An 18077-nucleotide genomic window follows, 5' to 3' on the forward strand; every position below is an offset into this window, starting at 1 on the left:
GCTAGGCACCGTCACTGAAAATGTGACGCTATAATAACTTTTTTCTTTCAGGAGTCCCATCCAGATGCCAATTACCGCTCGCCGCGACATTACCGTTGATCCGTATGCCTGGCTTGAGCAGCGTGACAGCCCTGATGTACTCGATTATCTGAACGGTGAAAATCAAATCACCGAAACCTGGCTGCGTGATCACAACGACCAGCGCGATATACTCTTCAATGAAATACGTAGCCGAATTCGCGAAACCGATTTATCCCTTCCCGCGGTATGGGATAGTTGGCTGTATTACCAGCGAACAGAAGCCGGTGCAGAATATCCACGTTTTTATCGCTGTGCTCGCCCGGCAGATGGTGGACTTGAGATCGACAGCCAGAGCGAGCAACAACTGCTGGACCTGAACGCTCTGGCAGGAGAGGGTTTCCTGCAGCTGGGTGATTACGCAGTCAGCCCTGATCACCTATGGCTGGCTTACAGCCTGGATCGGCAGGGAGACGAAGTTTATCTGCTGTATCTGAAAAATATCAGTACCGGAGAGACCACCGAGCTGAACCTGAATCAGGCAGATGGGAGCCTGATCTGGGCAGCAGATAGCACCCACCTGTTTGCCATCACCATGGACGAGACCTCACGTCCAGCAGACTTGTGGCGCCTGCATCCGCAGAACTCACCAGTGCACCTGTTTCACGAAGCAGATCAGCGATTTTATCTTCACGCCTATCGTAGCAGCTCTGAACAGTGGCTAATGCTCGCCAGCACAAGCAAGAACACCAGTGAAATACAGTTACTGCCAGCCGATAAACCCTTCGCGCAGTGGCAGATGATGGCACCGCGTGCCGACGGACATGAATATCACGTAGATCACGGTGCCGAGGGGCTACTGATTCGCAGTAATGCAGAGGGTGAAAATTTCTGTCTGTATAAGGCAGACCCAGAGCACCCTTATCAAAGTAACTGGCACAGGATGGTAGCCACAGATCCGGTTCGTACTCTGGAAGATTTCAGCGTACAAGCAGACGCTTTGCTGCTGCATTACCGTGATCAAGGCCTGATTACGCTGGAAGTCAAACCAATCAGAGCGCCGAACTATGTCGTGAGCATGCCTGAAGCGGTTTACAGCCTGCACGTACAAAGCGGCGAAAGATACGAAAGTGAATATGTCAGATTGCGCTACGAATCATTGAACCGGCCCGCACAAATCATTGCACTGCATCTTGCCAGCGGCGAGCAACGCATCCTAAAACAAGTCCCTGTTGAAGGACCCTTTGATGCAAACGATTACGAGGTGCTTCGGGAATGGGCGCTCAGCGCAGATGGTACTCGTGTTCCGCTCAGTATCGTTCGGTTGCGCGATCGTCCCTCTAGACCTGCCCCACTCTATCTCTATGGCTACGGCTCCTACGGCGCCAGCATGGACCCCTGGTTCTCCCATGCTCGCCTCTCACTGTTGCAACGGGGCTGGCAGTTCGCAATAGCCCATGTGCGCGGTGGTGCTGACCTCGGCGAAGCCTGGTATCAGATGGGAAAACTGGAGCATAAGGAGAATACCTTCAGCGATTTTATCGGTTGCGCCGACCACCTTGTCAACGAAGGGTTCACCAGCAACCGCCAGCTGGTAATCGCCGGCGGAAGCGCCGGGGGGCTGCTGATCGGCAATGTGATCAATCAACGCCCCGGCCTGTTTGCCGCTGCAGTAGCCGATGTGCCATTTGTCGATGTATTCAACACTATGAGTAATCCCGAGCTGCCTTTGACCGTGGGGGAATACGAAGAATGGGGGGATATGCGTGACCCGCTCGTTGCCGAACGGGTCAGAAGCTATGCGCCTTACGAACAGGTTAAAAGACAGGACTACCCAGCGCTGTTCGTCACCGCCGGATACCATGACATGCGCGTCCAGTACTGGGAGGCAGCCAAATGGGTTGCAAAACTACGTCACAGCAAAACTGACAGCCACCCACTACTACTGCGCACCCAGATGAGAGCAGGCCACGGCGGCGCCAGCGGGCGCTACCAGGCCATGCGCGAACTGGCCGAGGAATATAGCTTCTTGCTGGCTGTCATTCCCGACGCTTGAAGCCCCGCTGTTCCAGCAGCATGTAAAATACCGGCACGAAGATCAACGCCAGAGTGCTGGCTGCCAGCATGCCACCCACTACGACCGTACCGATCTCCTGCCGGCTCACCGCACCGGCACCGGTACTAAAAGCTAACGGCATGCTGCCAATAATGAACGTAAGTGCAGTCATCATAATGGCGCGGAAACGCTGGCGTGCAGCGGTCAGCGCCGAATCAAAGGGTGACATACCCTGCTTGCGATTCTGCGCGGCAAACTCAACAATCAGGATAGCGTTCTTTGCGGCCAGACCGATCAATACCAGCAGCCCGACCTGGAAATAGATGTCATTGGGAAAGCCGCGCAACATTGAGGTAACTACCGCGCCAAAGACGCCAAATGGAATGGCTGTCGCCACAGCCAGGGGCAAACTCCAACGCTCATACTGAGCTGCCAGGATCAGGAAGACCATAAGGATGCCCAACGCGAAGGCAATCGCACCAGAGGACGCCGAATCCAACAGTTGGTACGCCTCGCCTACCCAACCCAACTGTGCCTGGGGACCCAACGCCTCGGCGGCAACTTCCTGCATGGCGGCCAAGGCGTCAGCCGTATTGTATCCAGGCGCAGGATCAGCGCTTACCTTGGTAGCCGCATACAAATTAAACCGACTCACGCTGTCGATACCCTGGATCCGCTCCAGATTCACAACCGAATCCAGTGGTACCAGCTCGCCACTCCCAGCGCGTACAAAGATCTTACCCAGATCCTCTGGATCGCTGCGAAAGGGTGCTTCAGCCTGAATATTGACCTGCCAGTTACGCCCCTCGAGCGTGAAGTCATTGACGTAAAGGGCCCCGAAGGTACTACGCATCGTGACAAAAATATCATCAATGGCTATACCCATGGATTTAGCCTTGTCCCAGTCGACCGTGGCGTCATAGCGTGGCACACCGACGTCGACGGCTGCACGGACGTTAGTTAGTTCAGGCCGCTGACTTGCGGCCGCAACAAACCGGTCAGCTTCAGCCTTGAGCTTCAGCGGATCGCTCTCACCCAGAACCTGGAGATAACCTTCTACCCCGCCGGTCAGTGACAGCCCCATGATCGGCGGGGGTACAAAGGCAAATACGTTGGCCTCCTGCAACTGAGCGCCCAACCCGGCAATCCGATTGGCTACCGCCTGGGCACTGTGCTCCTCGCCAGGACGCTCATCCCAGTCAATCAGCGTAACAAAAGCAACCCCGGTATTAGTGCGCAACCCTCGATTCAGAATATCGAACCCGGCAAAACTGGTTACCCCCTTGGTCTCATCCATCGCGACTATTTTTTTGCTGACCACTTCACGCACGGCTTCGGTGCGGCCCAACGCAGACACGGGTGGCAATTGATAGACCGCCAATAAAAACCCCTGGTCCTCCTGTGGCACCAACCCGGTGGACATTCGGTCAATCAAAAATACGATAGAACCGATTAGCAAAGCAAACAACACCAAGGTGATCTTTGCATGCACCAGCATCCAGCCCACCACTGCCGCGAAACCATCGGTTAGTCGATCAAAACCGTTATTGAACCATGCAAAAGCAGTCGATGGCTCCGTCTGCGCTCGATCGAGCAATATTGCGCACATCGCTGGCGTCAACGTCAGGGCAACCACGCCAGATAGCGCAACGGATACTGCGATGGTTACCGCAAACTGACGGTAAAGCTCACCGCTAAGGCCACCAAGAAAAGCTACCGGGGCGAATACCGCGACCAGTACGAGCGTAGAACCAACGACTGCACCAGACACCTGCTTCATCGTTTTACTAGCAGCCTCGTAGCTCGAAAGCCCCTCCTCCTTGATCAGCCGTTCAGCGTTCTCCATAACGATGATCGCATTATCAACCACCACGCCGATCGCCAGAATCAAACCAAAAAGCGTAAGCAGATTGACCGAAAAGCCAAACACCTGCATGCCGGCGAAAGTGCCGATCAAAGACACCGGAATGGCCACCAACGGAATGAGGGTAGCCTTTAAATGCTGCAGAAATAGAAACGTGACCAACAGAACCAGACCCAGCGCCTGAATCAGGGTGATGATCACTTCGCGGATCGATACCTCGATAAAGATGGTCGTGTCATAGGGAATATCAAAGCGTAGGTCTCCGGGGAAATCAGCGGAGATCCTGTCCATGGCCTGACGCACATTTTCTGCGGTTTCCAGCGCATTCGCTCCTGGTTGCAGATAGATACCGATCGGCACTGCATTCTTGGCATTAAACGTAGCGCTGAAATCATAGCTCTGCGCCCCCAGTTCCGCCCGGGCAACATCTCCCAGGCGCAAGGTGCGCCCTTCGACATCACTGCGCAATATGATCTGTTCGAAATCATCGGTGGTAACCAACCGGCCCGGTGTACTGACGCTGTAAGTGAAGGTTTGACCCGGCGGCGAGGGTTCGGCGCCTATGCGTCCCGCTGCAAACTGGGCGTTCTGCTCGCGTAACGCAGCCGCTACATCACTGGGCGTGAGGTTGAACTCAGCCAGCTTGTCAGGGCGCAACCAGATACGCATGGAATAATCCTGAGCACCAAACAGCGCAGCGTTACCCACCCCGGGCAGGCGTACCAGTTCATCAAGCACATTCAACAACGCGTAATTGCTAATTTCCAGGGTACCTAGCTGCTCCTGTTCGGAGGACAAGGTGATCACCTGGAGGATTGATGTGGAGCGCGCCTGAACCTGCACGCCGAGGTTACGAACTTCCTGGGGAAGACGTGCCGTTGCCCGCTGGACGCGGTTATTGATATCGATCGTGGCCTGGTCCGGATCGGTTCCAATCTGGAAGTGTACCGTCAACTGCATTGCACCGGAATCCGCACTGTAGGACTCCATATAGAGCATGTTATCGACGCCGTTGATCGCCTGCTCGAGTGGCGCGGATACCGTTTCGGCGATCACACTAGCACTGGCTCCGGGATAATTGGCCTGAACAACGATCTGCGGTGGCACTACCTCGGGATACTGCTCCACCGGTAACTGGGCAAGGGATGCGCCCCCGGCAATCAGGATCAGGATAGAAAGTACAGTTGAGAAAATAGGTCGATCAATGAAGAACTGCAACATACGACCTACTCCCCTTCAGACGTCAAGGCATCGGACGGGTTTGCATCATCATTAGTCACCTTGACCTCCATTCCCGGCCTCAAGCCTACCTGGCCATTCACGACCACGCGCTCTCCGGGCTGCAGACCCTCGATGATTATTTGACGGTCATTGATGATCGCGCCCAGAACGATCGATCGTTTTTCTACCGTAAGGTCGTCCTTGACCACATAAATTTGCGGCCCCTGAGCATCAGCGCCGACTCCCTGGGCGGGCACCAAAATCTCGTCTTCTATGCGGCGCAGAACAATGCGTACCCGTACGAACTGACCAGGAATGAGTTGCCTGTCCGGATTATCAAATACGGCGCGCAGCGTAATGGTGCCGGTGGCACTATCGATATTGCTAGAAGTGAAATCAATGTTACCCGGCAGGGCGTATTCAGAGTCATCTGCGAGCTCCAAGTGCACGGTGGCGCTGAGACCATCATCTTCCAGCTGCGAGGCCCGCTGTATGGCAGCATCCTTTTCCGGTAGCGCAAACAAGACATGAACGATGTCCTGTCGAGTAATAGTGGTCAACAGCGCACCAACTGTCAGGACACTACCTTCAGGCAAGACTTCCAGACTGGTGCTTCCGGCCATAGGCGCGCGCACCTGGGTATAGGACAAGTTCAGTCTTGCTTCATCCAGTCGGGCATCAGCTTCGGCAAGACCCGCACGTGCGAAATCCAGTTGGGAATTGAGACGATCTCTCTCGCTAGCGCTGATCGCACCGCGATCAAATAACTGCTGGGCTCGATCCCACTCCCGTTCAGCCTGACGCAGCTCGGCCAGCGCGTTGGCACGAAAAGCCTTCGTCTGCTCTTCGACGATCCGAAGTGGCTCAGGGTGAATGATGAACAGCAAATCACTCTCCGCTACCTGAGCGCCCTCGCGGTAGACGCGCTTCTGCAAAACACCTGGAACCCGCGCGCGCACCTCCACCTCGCGGGCACCACGTACCCGAGCAGGATATTCGCGCACCAGCTCTACGTCGGAGCGCTTGATTTCCTCTACGGTGACCAATGCGGCAGGCCGCTGTTGCGGCTGATCGGCAGACTCGCTCCCACAGGCGGAAAGCAGACCAACGATCCCGAACATGGCAAGGAGACGAACCAGAGATCCAGATGAGGACGGCACAGGTACCGAGGTGGAACTTAGCATAGATCGATATCGCTCGAATAAAGTGAAAAGTGGTAGGCCGCATAGCGTCCATTGTGTGACTGATTAGCCTGCTGTGTCCGGAGTGCTTAGCAATCCATGCAAAATAATATCCAGAAGTTGATCGGCCACCTCGTCAAGAGACTCGTTGCGGCCGGAAATCCGATTGACCAGCACACTGCCGTAGGCAAGATTGCCTATAGCATCGAGAATCGCTTGTGGATCGCTAACACGACTACGGCCGCTATCTATCAGCTGCTGGTACACATCAATCCAAGCTTGGCGTCGCATGTCCGAATAGGCGAAATAACGCGGCTTGCTTATACGCCTGAATTCCGCGGACTCGTGCACAAACAGTTCAATAGCTTCGGGGTGAGCTTGAAAAAAAGCCATATAAGCCTTGAAGCCCACTCGTAGATACTCAAGCGGATCATCGACAGCAAACACCGCGTGATCTACCTGAGCAGTCAGTCGCTGCATAACGTCTTCAACTGCGGCTTGAAAAAGGGCGTCCTTGGTAGGGTAAAAACGATACACGGTACCTTTGCCTACGCCTGCAAGATCGGCAATCTGCTGAACTTCCGTGCAACGAAATCCTTGCTCGGCGAATATCTGGACCGCTGCAGACAGAATTTGCTCACAGCGATGCGCTGCGGGCATGCGTACCCGTTTGGCTTCTATATCTATAGGATCATGTGACATGCTTCACTTCTGGACTGACGCGTCAGTCCATATTAGAAAACAGGCATAAAATGATTGCAAGGTCGGTAATGGGAAACTCTATTGCAGAGTGTCCGACTGCCAGGACTGGCAGCCGAACTTTCCCATCTATAAATGAAGGTGCCGGGCAGTCAGTGCCGCCCGATTAATCATCCTCAGTAGCTGTTGGCTACTTCGTCAAAAGTCGCTTCGATAGTAGCTGACGGTGGAGGGCTGAGAAGCGTGGCAACCACGATCGCGATAGTCGCGAGAATGAAGCCGGGAATAATCTCGTACAAACCAATAGTATCGATCTGTTTGTAGACCACAACCGTCACGCCACCAACAATGATGCCAGCTAGTGCGCCGTTTCGGTTCATTCGCTTCCAGAACAACGACAGAATCACTGCTGGACCAAAGGCCGCACCGAAACCTGCCCAAGCGTAGGAAACCAGACTCAGTACAGTGCTTTCAGGATTGAACGCAAAGACCAATGCTAAAATCGCTATGCCAACCACGGCAAACCGACCGACCCAAACCAGCTCTGACTGAGTAGCATCACGACGGAACAGCGCCTTGTAGAAATCTTCTGCCAAGGCAGACGACGATACCAGCAACTGCGAATCGGCTGTGGACATAATCGCCGCCAGCACCGCCGCGAGGAGAATACCCGCCACAATCGGATGCATCATTGCCTGGATCAATACCAGAAATACGGTCTCGGCATCGGCAATACCGCCTTCGCCAAGGTAGCCAATACCAACCCAGCCGACCATCAGTGCAGCGACCAGACATATCGATGTCCAAAGCACAGCGATGCGCCTGGCAGTAGGCAGAGCAGCATCGTCACCGATCGCTTTGAAACGGGCAAGAATGTGCGGCTGACCAAAATAGCCAAGACCCCAGCCAACCAGCGATATGATCGCCACAAAGCCAAGCGGATTACCCTCGACATCGTTGAAGAATGTCAGCAGCTCGGGATTACTTGCTTCCATTGCCGCATGAGCGTTGCCCCAACCCCCTATAGAGTTCAAAGCAATGATCGGCACGATCACCAGTGCGGCGGCCATCAGCAGCCCCTGAATCACGTCGGTCCATGATACTGCCAGGAAACCACCAAAAAAGGTGTACGAGACGATTATCACCGTGCCAACAACAACGGCTGTCTGATAGTCGAGTCCGAAGGTGCTTTCAAACAATTTGCCCGCCGCCACCAGACCTGAGCTGGTGTAAAACAGGAAGAACAACAAAATAAAGATAGCCGATATCACCCGTAAAGCACGGCTCTTGTCCTCGAAGCGAAACTCGAAGTAAGCAGGCAGAGTCAACGAATCGTTAACCGCGTGGGAGTAGACCCGTAACCGCCTGGCGACGATCAACCAGTTCAGATAGGTACCCGCAAGAAGCCCCCCTGCAATCCAGGTCGCTTCATAGCCTGCAGCCAGCGCGTAACCGGGAAGCCCCAGAAGCAACCAGCCACTCATGTCGGAGGCACCTGCTGACAGCGCAGCGGTACCCGGCCCGATTGAGCGTCCGCCAAGAATGTAGTCGGACAGATTAGTGGTTCGTTTGTAGGCGACATAGCCGAGGGCTAGCATCACCGCGATATAGACCGCAAAGGTCGCACTCACAATGCCAATGTTACCAGTCATGTTCGTCTTCTCTCTTTATAGTTGGACAGTCCTTGTCCTGTTATTGGTATGGGGAAGTACTGATCAATTCCCTCTGCTCGACGACGCCAGTTTTATACTGGCACCTTCCTGCTCATGGCTCACCATTGCCCAACGACAGCAGACTGGCATTTCCGCCTACCGCAGTGGTGTTGATGGTGCGCGTACGTTCAGTGACAAATCGCAGTAGATAGTGCGGTCCTCCAGCCTTTGGGCCAGTACCGGACAGACCCATTCCACCAAAGGGTTGCACGCCAACCACGGCGCCGATCTGATTGCGGTTGATATACACATTACCGATGCGCACACGACGATCAATGTGCAGTGCGGTATCTTCATTGCGGCTGTGTATGCCTAGTGTCAAACCGAAACCGGTCGCATTTATGTCATCAATCATTTTATCGAGCGTATTATTGCGCCAAGTGATCACGTGTAGAATCGGCCCGAAATGTTCCTTGTCGAGCTGGCTAATGCTATCCAGACGGAACGCGGTCGGCGTGACAAAATGTCCATTGAGGCCCGACGGCAATGGCGTTTCACCAATCAACCGGTCTTGGGACTTCATGGTTTCAATATGCTTGTTCAAGTTATTACGCGCATCTTCATCGATCACTGGTCCGACATCGGTAGACCGTTCAAACGGATTCCCGACGTGCAATTCAGCCATGGCGCCCTTGAGCAACTCCATCACCCGCGGTGCGATGTCTTCCTGGATAAACAGCACGCGCAGCGCAGAGCAACGCTGCCCGGCACTGGTAAAGGCTGAATGCACCACATCATTGATCACCTGTTCAGGCAACGCTGTGGAATCAACCAGCATGGCGTTCTGGCCGCCGGTTTCTGCAACCATGGGCGCAATAGCGCAATCGCGGGCCGCCAGTGCACGATTGATCACGTGAGCAGTCTGGGTCGAACCGGTGAAAGCCACACCGGTAATACGGGTGTCAGAGGTCACCACACTGCCTACCTGCTTGCCGTCACCCGGCAACAGCGCCAATACGTTACCTGGCAAGCCGGCTTCATGCATCAACTCGACACAACGTACTGCAAGGAGACTCGTCTGTTCCGCTGGCTTGGCCACTACGGTGTTACCTGTAACCAAAGCGGCTGATACCTGTCCAAGAAAGATGGCCAAAGGGAAGTTCCAGGGACTGATGCAGGCGAATACACCACGCCCCTGCAGGTAAAGCTCATTACTTTCTCCGGTCGGCCCCGGCAAGGTGATCAACGCAAAGCGCTGACGCGCCTGCACTGCATAATAACGGCAGAAGTCGACCGCTTCGCGCACCTCATCAATACCATCCTGAAGACTCTTGCCAGCTTCGCGGGTACAGATTGCCATCAATTCGGGCATATGCTTTTCAAGCAGGTCTGCAGTGCGTTCCAGTATCGCCGCCCGCTCCTCGACCGGCGTTGCATTCCACGCTGGGAAGGCGTTTGCCAGGCTGTCTATCGCTTCATGCGTCTGCTCCGCGGTTGCCCAGACTATTTCACCGACCTGATGGGATAGCTCGTAGGGGCACATCACAGACCTGACCTCACCGGTCAACCTCTTGCCGTTGACCAGCGGTGCACCGCTCCAGCGTGCGCTCATGTGCTTGTCCAACTCAGCCTTGAGCGGTAACCAGTGCGACATAATATTCAGGTTGATGCCCCGCGAATTTCGGCGACCGCTGCCGTAAATATCAACAGGCATCGGAATCAGGTCGTTGGCCTTGGACGCGTGACGACGCAGACTGGTTAGCGGGTGCTCGATGAGTGATTCGATCGGTACTTTTTTGTCCACCAGCTTATGCACAAAAGAGGAGTTTGCACCGTTTTCCAACAGGCGCCGTACCAGATACGGCAGCAAATCCTTGTGCGCACCGACAGGTGCGTAGATACGGACAGCACACCTGTTCTGCTCCAGCACTGTGTCATAGAGGGCGTCACCCATGCCATGCAGGCGCTGGAATTCAAACGAGCGGTCACCTGCCATGGAAAGAATACAGGTAACGGTGTGCGCGTTGTGCGTGGCGAACTGGGAATAGATCAGACCTTCGGTCTGGGTACTGAGCAGATAACGCGCGCATGCCAGATAGGAGACGTCTGTGCCCTCTTTTCGGGTAAAGACCGGGTAGCCCTCGAGACCAGCCTGCTGAGAAAGCTTAATCTCGGTGTCCCAATATGCGCCTTTGACCAGTCGCACCGGAATCAGGTCGCCTTGCTCTTTAGCCAGCAATGTCAACCAGCATAGTACTGGCAAAGCACGCTTACTGTAGGCCTGAACAACAATGCCAAAGTCGCCCCAGCCACGACTATCCGAGTGATTGTAAATACGCTGGAACAGCTTCAGAGACAGCTCCAGCCGATCGGCTTCTTCGGCATCGATGGTGATACCGACACCACCGGCGCGGGCCTGACGGATAAGTCCAAGGACGGTTTCGCTTAACTCTTCCAGCACCTGCTGTTCACGAGCGCTTTCATAATGCGGATGAAGAGCAGAGAGCTTGATCGAGATGGTCGGTTTCGGGCTTTTTCCCTGATACTTGTCGCTGGCCAGAGCCGCGATTGCCTCGCTATAGTCCTCCAGGTATTTAGCCGCATCTGCACGGGTTAGTGCGGCCTCGCCAAGCATGTCGAAAGAATAGGTATACCCGTTGTCACGCTGCTCTTTAGCGTTCTTCAAGGCTTCCTTGATATTACGCCCGAGCACAAACTGCTTGCCCATGATACGCATGGCTTGCAGCATAGCGCTGCGGATGACTGGCTCACCGCTGCGCTTAACTAGTCGACCAAGCACCGTGCCTGGAGTTCCATCTTGGCGCTTGTCAAGGTTGACTACCTTGCCGGTCATTACCAAACCCCAGGCAGCCGCATTCACCAGTGCGCTTTCGCTCTGACCCACATGCTTGTCCCACTGGGCGGCATTGAGCTTGTCACGGATCAGCGCATCGGCGGTATCAGCATCCGGCACCCGCAGTAACGCCTCGGCCAGGCACATCAACATGATGCCTTCCTGAGTGTCGAGACTGTATTGCTGAAGGAGGGCGTCGATACTGTCGCTCGCATTATCGCGCTTGCGCACATCCTGGATCAGCTTGGTTGCCTGCTGCGAGAGGGCTGCCATATCTTCCGGCTCGGCGAGTACTTCGAGCTCAGACAGATAAGCAGCTTCGTCTACCGAATAATATTCGCTGACGACGTTAAAAAAATCTTGGAGACTGCTATCGCGAAAACCGCCCCGCGGGGCCTCACTGGCTTTGAACATCTACTTCTGCTCCTTCTTCGCCTGACGTCTCACAGTGTGAGTATCGGGTACGGATAAGAAATCCTTTCAACTCTAACCCTAGACCATGGTTGGCATTCGGACGAGTTTGATTGTTTTTTTCGTGGATATGTCCTGTAGGCAAGACAAAGACGCACGTCATCGAACAACTGTAGAAGGCAGTAGATGGCAAATCTTGCAAAAACCTGCGGTTTTTTTGCGTAAAACTCCGAAATGAACGAGATAATCCGGCCCGGAGGCTACCTGACGACGCTACCTCGCGTCCATGCGGAGCCTACGCGGTGTTTCACCGCAACGCTGGCGGACCGCATGGCTCAAGGCACTCTGACTAGAGAATCCGCAGCGGCTGGCCACCTCTGATAAAGGCATGGCGCTATTGCAGATCAGTCTGACCGCCTCGCCTACGCGCGCTGCAAGCAGATACTGATGAGGAGACTGTCCTGCCCGCTGTTTGAACAGTGCGTAAAAGTGGCTGGGACTGATGTGAACTTGTGCGGCCATTTCAGCGACACTCACTGGCTGATCGAGTCGATCGCGAATAAAGTTATCGATCCGCGACAAATCAAGCGCGTGGGTAGTCTGAATCGCTGGCGGTCGTGAGAAAAGACGATCGTGCAGGGTATGTAACAAGACGCCCCCGAGATGCCTGCTTATCGGACCCTGACTGCCCCCAGGCACGGCAAGTTGGTGAGCAGCAAAATCCAGCAGACCCTGCAAACCCTGGTCCAGACGCACAAAGCGTGGCTTGTCAAACAGCCGGGACAAGTCATCATTAGGCGTCTCCTCAATATTGGTCGCTGTGTCTACGGCAAGATCGAGAATCAACATATGATTGGTGCCCCGCCCGGAGAAGGCGTGAGATTCGTGGCCGGGTACCAGGCAGGCATGCAGACGGCTGACGGCGCCGCCCTGCCCCATGACTTCAAAATCCGCACAGCCATCGAGCCCTACAATCAGCTGATGCTGGGAGTGAGAGTGGGTCGCACAGTGCAGTGGAAGATCGAGAATACGCGTGTGAATCATGCAAATTAGCCATTACGCATGGACACCCATAGTAGGCTCTGACCGATACAGCCACAACCCACGTGGAGGCTCTTGAAATATATAGTTATCGACTCCATCTGCTATCTACCAGCGGCTTGCCGCGCGAAAAGCGAACAGAGAGAGCTCATGACCGATAACGACAGCGGGCAACTCGACTATATCGAGCGCGAAGAACCTGAAAGCTCGAATTCCGGCACAGGTCTGGCTTTACCCGAGCAGGGCCTACCCGATAAGTTGTATTTGCTGCCAATCAGCAACCGGCCCTTTTTCCCGGCGCAAGTCATGCCAGTGGTTATGGACGAGGCGCCTTGGGGTGAAACCATAGACCTCGTGTCCAGTACTCCTCACCATGCACTTTCTCTATTTTTTGTTGATGGGCCACTTGCAGCCAACGGCGAAATCGATTTCGAGCGTTTCCCCGAAATCGGCTGCGCAGTAAAAATCCAGCATGCAATCAAGGAAAACGGCAAGATACAGTTCATCGCCCAAGGGCTTACGCGGGTGCGCATCACCCAATGGCTGAGCCGCAAGCCGCCCTATCGAGTGGAAGTTGAATATCCCAAGTCCCCACATGATGAGCGGGACGAAGTTCGCGCCTACGCGATGGCTTTGATCAATGCAATCAAGGAGCTGTTACCGCTCAATCCGCTCTACAGCGAAGAATTGAAAAACTATCTGAATCGCTTCAGTCCCAATCAACCGTCACCGCTATCAGACTTCGCCGCGACCCTGACATCGGTCAAGGGAAGTGAGCTCCAAGACATTCTCGATACGGTGCCCGTGCTGCGCCGCATGGAAAAGGTGCTGGTATTGCTGAAAAAAGAAATTGACGTCGCGCGATTACAAGGTGAAATCAGCGCCGAGGTCAATCGCACCATCAGTGGTAGTCAGCGCAGGTTTTTCCTTAAGGAGCAGCTCAAAGTCATTCAAAAGGAGCTAGGTCTGTCCAAGGACGACCGAACAGCTGATATCGAGTATTTTCGTGAACGGCTGAAAAACAAGATCCTGCGAGAAGCCACCAGCACAAAAATCGAAGAAGAACTGAATAAATTGTCGGTACTGGAAACAGGCTCCCCAGAATACGCGGTAACCCGCAACTACCTGGACTGGGTAACTTCAATCCCGTGGGGTATAACCCATAATGACAATCTGGATATAGCCCATGCACGGAAAATTCTCGACCGCGACCACGACGGCCTACAAGACGTAAAGGAACGCATCCTGGAATTCATCGGTCTGGGTGCGTTCAAGGGTTCGGTGTCGGGATCCATCGTATTACTCGTGGGCCCCCCCGGCGTTGGCAAGACCAGTATAGGTCACTCGATAGCGGAAAGTCTGGGACGGCCTTTCTACCGATTCAGTTTGGGCGGTATGCGCGATGAAGCAGAGATAAAGGGGCATCGCCGGACCTATATCGGCGCTATGCCAGGTAAGCTCGTCCAGGCGCTCAAGGAAGTCGGAGTGATGAACCCGGTCATCATGCTGGATGAAATTGACAAGCTTGGCAGTAGCCACCAGGGTGACCCGGCCTCAGCGCTGCTCGAAACGCTCGATCCAGAACAGAATAATCAGTTTCTCGATCATTATCTCGACCTGCGTCTGGATTTATCCAAGACACTTTTCGTGTGTACCGCAAACGTATTGGACAGCATACCCGGCCCACTATTGGATCGAATGGATGTTATCCGCCTGTCCGGTTACATCAGCGAGGAGAAGCTGGCTATTGCCAAACATCACCTATGGCCTCGGCAGCTCGAACGCGCTGGCGTGCTTAAAGGCCAGTTGCGTATTACTGACAAGGCCTTGCGTACTTTGATAGACGGTTATGCACGTGAAGCCGGGGTACGAAACCTGGACAAGCAACTGGCGAAAGTTATACGCAAATCCGTCATGCGATTGCTTGACGATCGAAGTCAGAAAATCAGCATCAAACCAACGGACCTCACCGACCTGTTGGGGTCGGCGCCTTTTCGCAAGGAAAAAACCCTGCAAGGTGTCGGCATCATGACTGGTCTGGCCTGGACATCATTGGGTGGTGTGACCTTGCCTGTTGAGGTAACCCGCGTGCATAGCCTCAGTCGGGGTTACAAGTTAACCGGCAAACTTGGTGAAGTGATGCGCGAGTCAGCTGAAATTGCTTACAGCTACATTTGCGCCAACCTCAAAAGCTACCGGGCAGATCCGGAGTTCTTCGACACATCCTTCATCCACCTACATGTGCCTGAAGGTGCAACCCCCAAAGACGGGCCAAGTGCGGGAATCACTCTGGCCAGTGCGTTACTCTCTCTAGCGCGCAACACGGCACCGCGAAAGGGGTTGGCCATGACCGGAAAAATGACCCTGACTGGCCAGGTACTCCCTGTCGGCGGGATCCGCGAAAAAGTTATAGCAGCCCGGCGGCAGTCCATTCATGAGTTGATATTGCCTAAGGAGAACGAGGGGGAATATGAAGAGCTACCCGACTACCTGAAGGAAGGCATGCACATCTATTTTGCCAGCCATTTTCGCGACGTCGCTCGGGTGCTTTTTGACTGAGGTATAAAGCAAAAGCCCCGATGGTTTCCCATCGGGGCTTTTCTTTCAACTCACCCTACCACTGATTACTTTTTTTTCTGATCACGGGAGTCAGACGATGAAAAATGCTCGTCATGATCCTCGTCTAGCTCTTCTACGTGCGGAAACTGGTGCAATCCACTTGCGAACTCAGCTTCCGTAATCTTTTTCTCGACATTGGCCACTGAATCCTTGCCACCCGTCTTGCGGATGGGCTCAGGGCTCAAACCATCGATCAGATCCCAATCAGGGTCCAACGTAAAATCATTCAGATTCAACTGACTGGTGTTGGATTCGTCATGATCATCTTCGAAGCCAGAGGTGAATTCTATAGTGTCTTCGTCCCCACCAAGCAGCGGCTCGGAGCGATGCGTTTGGGCAGCCATGTCGCCATTGTCATTGAATATCAATGGGTATCGGGCCTTGATCTGGTCCACACGATCCATATCACCGCCCAGTTCACGAAGCTCTTCTGCTTGCTCCGAAAAATCAAAACCTTCACCCAGTTCGGCTAGTACGTGCAGCTGTTTGTAACGAAGGTCCAGACGCTCCGGCTTCTCATCAATCGCCTTATCGAGCATGGTGCGCGCCTCGGCGAAACGACCATAGGTAATATAAAGTTCTACACCATCGAGCAAATCGACTGCGGGTTTGGATGCAGTTTGAGCGACCGGTCTGGCGACCATAACTGGGACAGTAGTGGTATTGGAGGAGCCCCCCTCAACGTGAGACTCCTGCTCAAGTTCGGCTTCGAATTGCTGATCCTCATCATCATTATTTCGAGTGCGACGACGCGAAATAAGGAGACCCAATAGGAAGGCAATCAAAACCAGCGGGATCGTCAGCCAGCTCAACCAGGAAAAAGAACTTTTCGCTGACTCAGGCAGCTCCCCGGGAAGCACATTCGCAGCGATGAAACCGTCCGCGGGATCGTCGCTGCCTGCGGCTGAGGACAAATCTGCATCCGCATCGCCGCCACCTATCGAACCGGCGCCAATAGTACCAGCGAGATCGACATCCAGGGCCGAGCCAGCCTCTTTGGCCTGGTGCATTAATTCCAGTTCGGCCTGCAGACTTGCAATCTGTGCATCGCGTGCATCGAGCTCGCTGAGCAGGACATTGAATTGACCCTCGAGTGCGTTCAGTCGCCCAAGTAAGGCAGCAGAATCTGCATCGGCTGCGTCCAGGGTTGTCTCTTCAATACGCAGCCGCGATTCCACGCTATCAGGACTGGCTTCACCCGCCTCAGTCTGGCCAAGCGAGGCTCCAGTGCCTTCGACCTCTATACCGTCAGGCAGGGGCTCACTAACAGTGTCAGTGCCTGTTCCAACAACAGGTGACTGCTGAGTCAGGTCCTCCGCGCGCTTTTCTGTCACTACAGGACTGGTTGCCACATCAGCCATCGGCTCCTGCTGCTCAGAAGCGCCAGCGAGAAGTTCCGGAGGCGCGCCGGCCGATACAAGTTGCGCGCGAGTCGGCAGTGTCAGGGTGTGGCCAAGGCGCAGACGGTCAATATCACCGTCAATAAAGGCATCCGGGTTTAGGGCATGAATAGCAGACATGCTCATGCGAATGTTCACAGAGCGATCAGGACGCTGTTTGACCGCGATATCCCAAAGGTTATCGCCAGCTTGGGTAGTGTATTTTTCGGCACCTTCCTGGGGCTGCAAATCAGGTAAAGACTGAAGTTGTGTCCTGCTTGAGTTTGATGCGACTCCTGCTCTCTGGTCTGCTTGTCGGGGTATTGAAGGTGCAGCATCGGTCCTACTTGCGAGTGGCTGAATCAGCGCTACCGCCGGAGCGGCGAAAATGGCGCGCTGCGGTTCATACAGCGGCGGATCCAGCAGCACCGTGTATTCACGCAAAATGCGACCGCCCGGGCGGCGTAGCTCTACAAGAAAGTTCAAATAGGGCTCGCGAACAGGAAGGGTGGACTCGACGCGAATGAACAGGCGATCATTTTCAAACATCGGAATAAAACGCAAATCAGTGAGAAAAAACGGGCGGTCGATACCGGCCTTCTCAAATGCGTCCGGCTGGGCCAAGGAAACTATGATGTCTGAAGTAGCAAGCCCTGACGCATCCTGAAGTTGAATCATGGCACTCAGAGGCTGATTAAGCGAAGAGTCAAGCCGCACTTCCCCAAGTCCTAACGCGTTACTTACACCTACGTAGAGAGCGGCCAGAGAGGCTACTCCCACAATCACTTCGCGTCTGACTGCCATACCCTTTCCTCTTGTCCTGTGTAAGTAGCGCCGACTCATCCACTTGCGCTATCCATCGCATTCCATATGGGGAGAGCGTCAATAACTTGTGTGTTGCCACCCAATAATCGGCAGTATGCCATCCATCGAAAGCTAAACGAACAAAAAATCCGCGTAAACAGTCAAAGAATAATACACTTTGAACGCATAAAATATTGAATGACATTCCTATGACACGACCCACGCTGTGAGGATACACATCAGCCAATGCGAAATGGCCAGATGCCAGCATCTAAACC

Annotated in this window: 9 protein-coding genes; 2 read left to right on the plus strand and 7 right to left on the minus strand. The window is 54.2% G+C overall.

Translation table 11 applies throughout. The features are described from left to right. The first annotated feature begins 64 nt into the window (after positions 1-64). Entirely contained in the window at positions 65-2074 is a 2010-nt protein-coding gene (locus tag ACJAXR_RS10680; protein ID WP_415058255.1) for a S9 family peptidase, read from the plus strand. Here the strand turns inward: ACJAXR_RS10680 and ACJAXR_RS10685 are convergent. The 6 genes from ACJAXR_RS10685 to ACJAXR_RS10710 all read right to left on the minus strand — a co-directional run bounded on the left by ACJAXR_RS10685 (position 2058) and on the right by ACJAXR_RS10710 (position 13000). Continuing rightward, positions 2058-5159, minus strand: a complete 3102-nt coding sequence (locus ACJAXR_RS10685; protein ID WP_415058256.1) for an efflux RND transporter permease subunit — start codon at positions 5157-5159, stop codon at positions 2058-2060. The genes ACJAXR_RS10680 and ACJAXR_RS10685 overlap by 17 nt on opposite strands. A 5-nt stretch (positions 5160-5164) precedes the next feature. Further along, a complete protein-coding gene (locus ACJAXR_RS10690; RefSeq protein WP_415058257.1) occupies positions 5165-6280 on the minus strand; it encodes an efflux RND transporter periplasmic adaptor subunit in 1116 nt (371 codons plus the stop codon). 126 nt (positions 6281-6406) lie between these two features. Further along, on the minus strand, positions 6407-7042 hold the full coding sequence (locus tag ACJAXR_RS10695) for a TetR/AcrR family transcriptional regulator (protein ID WP_415058258.1): 636 nt from the start codon (positions 7040-7042) through the stop codon (positions 6407-6409). Positions 7043-7215: 173 nt separating this feature from the next. Next, a complete protein-coding gene (gene putP / locus ACJAXR_RS10700) occupies positions 7216-8691 on the minus strand; it encodes a sodium/proline symporter PutP (RefSeq protein WP_415058259.1) in 1476 nt (491 codons plus the stop codon). 112 nt (positions 8692-8803) lie between these two features. Next, positions 8804-11959 (minus strand): bifunctional proline dehydrogenase/L-glutamate gamma-semialdehyde dehydrogenase PutA, encoded by a 3156-nt coding sequence (putA, locus tag ACJAXR_RS10705; RefSeq protein WP_415058260.1) that lies wholly within the window; start codon positions 11957-11959, stop codon positions 8804-8806. 270 nt (positions 11960-12229) lie between these two features. Then, positions 12230-13000: a helix-turn-helix domain-containing protein gene (locus ACJAXR_RS10710; protein ID WP_415058261.1), complete on the minus strand. Its 771-nt coding sequence runs from the start codon at positions 12998-13000 to the stop codon at positions 12230-12232. 147 nt (positions 13001-13147) lie between these two features. On the opposite strand from ACJAXR_RS10710, the gene lon reads away from it, so the two are divergent. Further along, positions 13148-15556 carry an endopeptidase La gene (gene lon, locus ACJAXR_RS10715; protein WP_415058262.1) on the plus strand — a complete coding sequence of 803 codons (2409 nt, stop codon included), beginning with the start codon at positions 13148-13150 and terminating at the stop codon, positions 15554-15556. Positions 15557-15621: 65 nt separating this feature from the next. On the opposite strand, the gene ACJAXR_RS10720 is transcribed toward lon, so the two are convergent. Next, positions 15622-17799 carry a FimV family protein gene (locus ACJAXR_RS10720; protein ID WP_415058263.1) on the minus strand — a complete coding sequence of 726 codons (2178 nt, stop codon included), beginning with the start codon at positions 17797-17799 and terminating at the stop codon, positions 15622-15624. Between the last annotated feature and the right edge of the window lie 278 nt (positions 17800-18077).

It is taken from the genome of Halopseudomonas sp. (assembly GCF_047631575.1).
Taxonomy (GTDB): Bacteria; Pseudomonadota; Gammaproteobacteria; order Pseudomonadales; family Pseudomonadaceae; genus Halopseudomonas.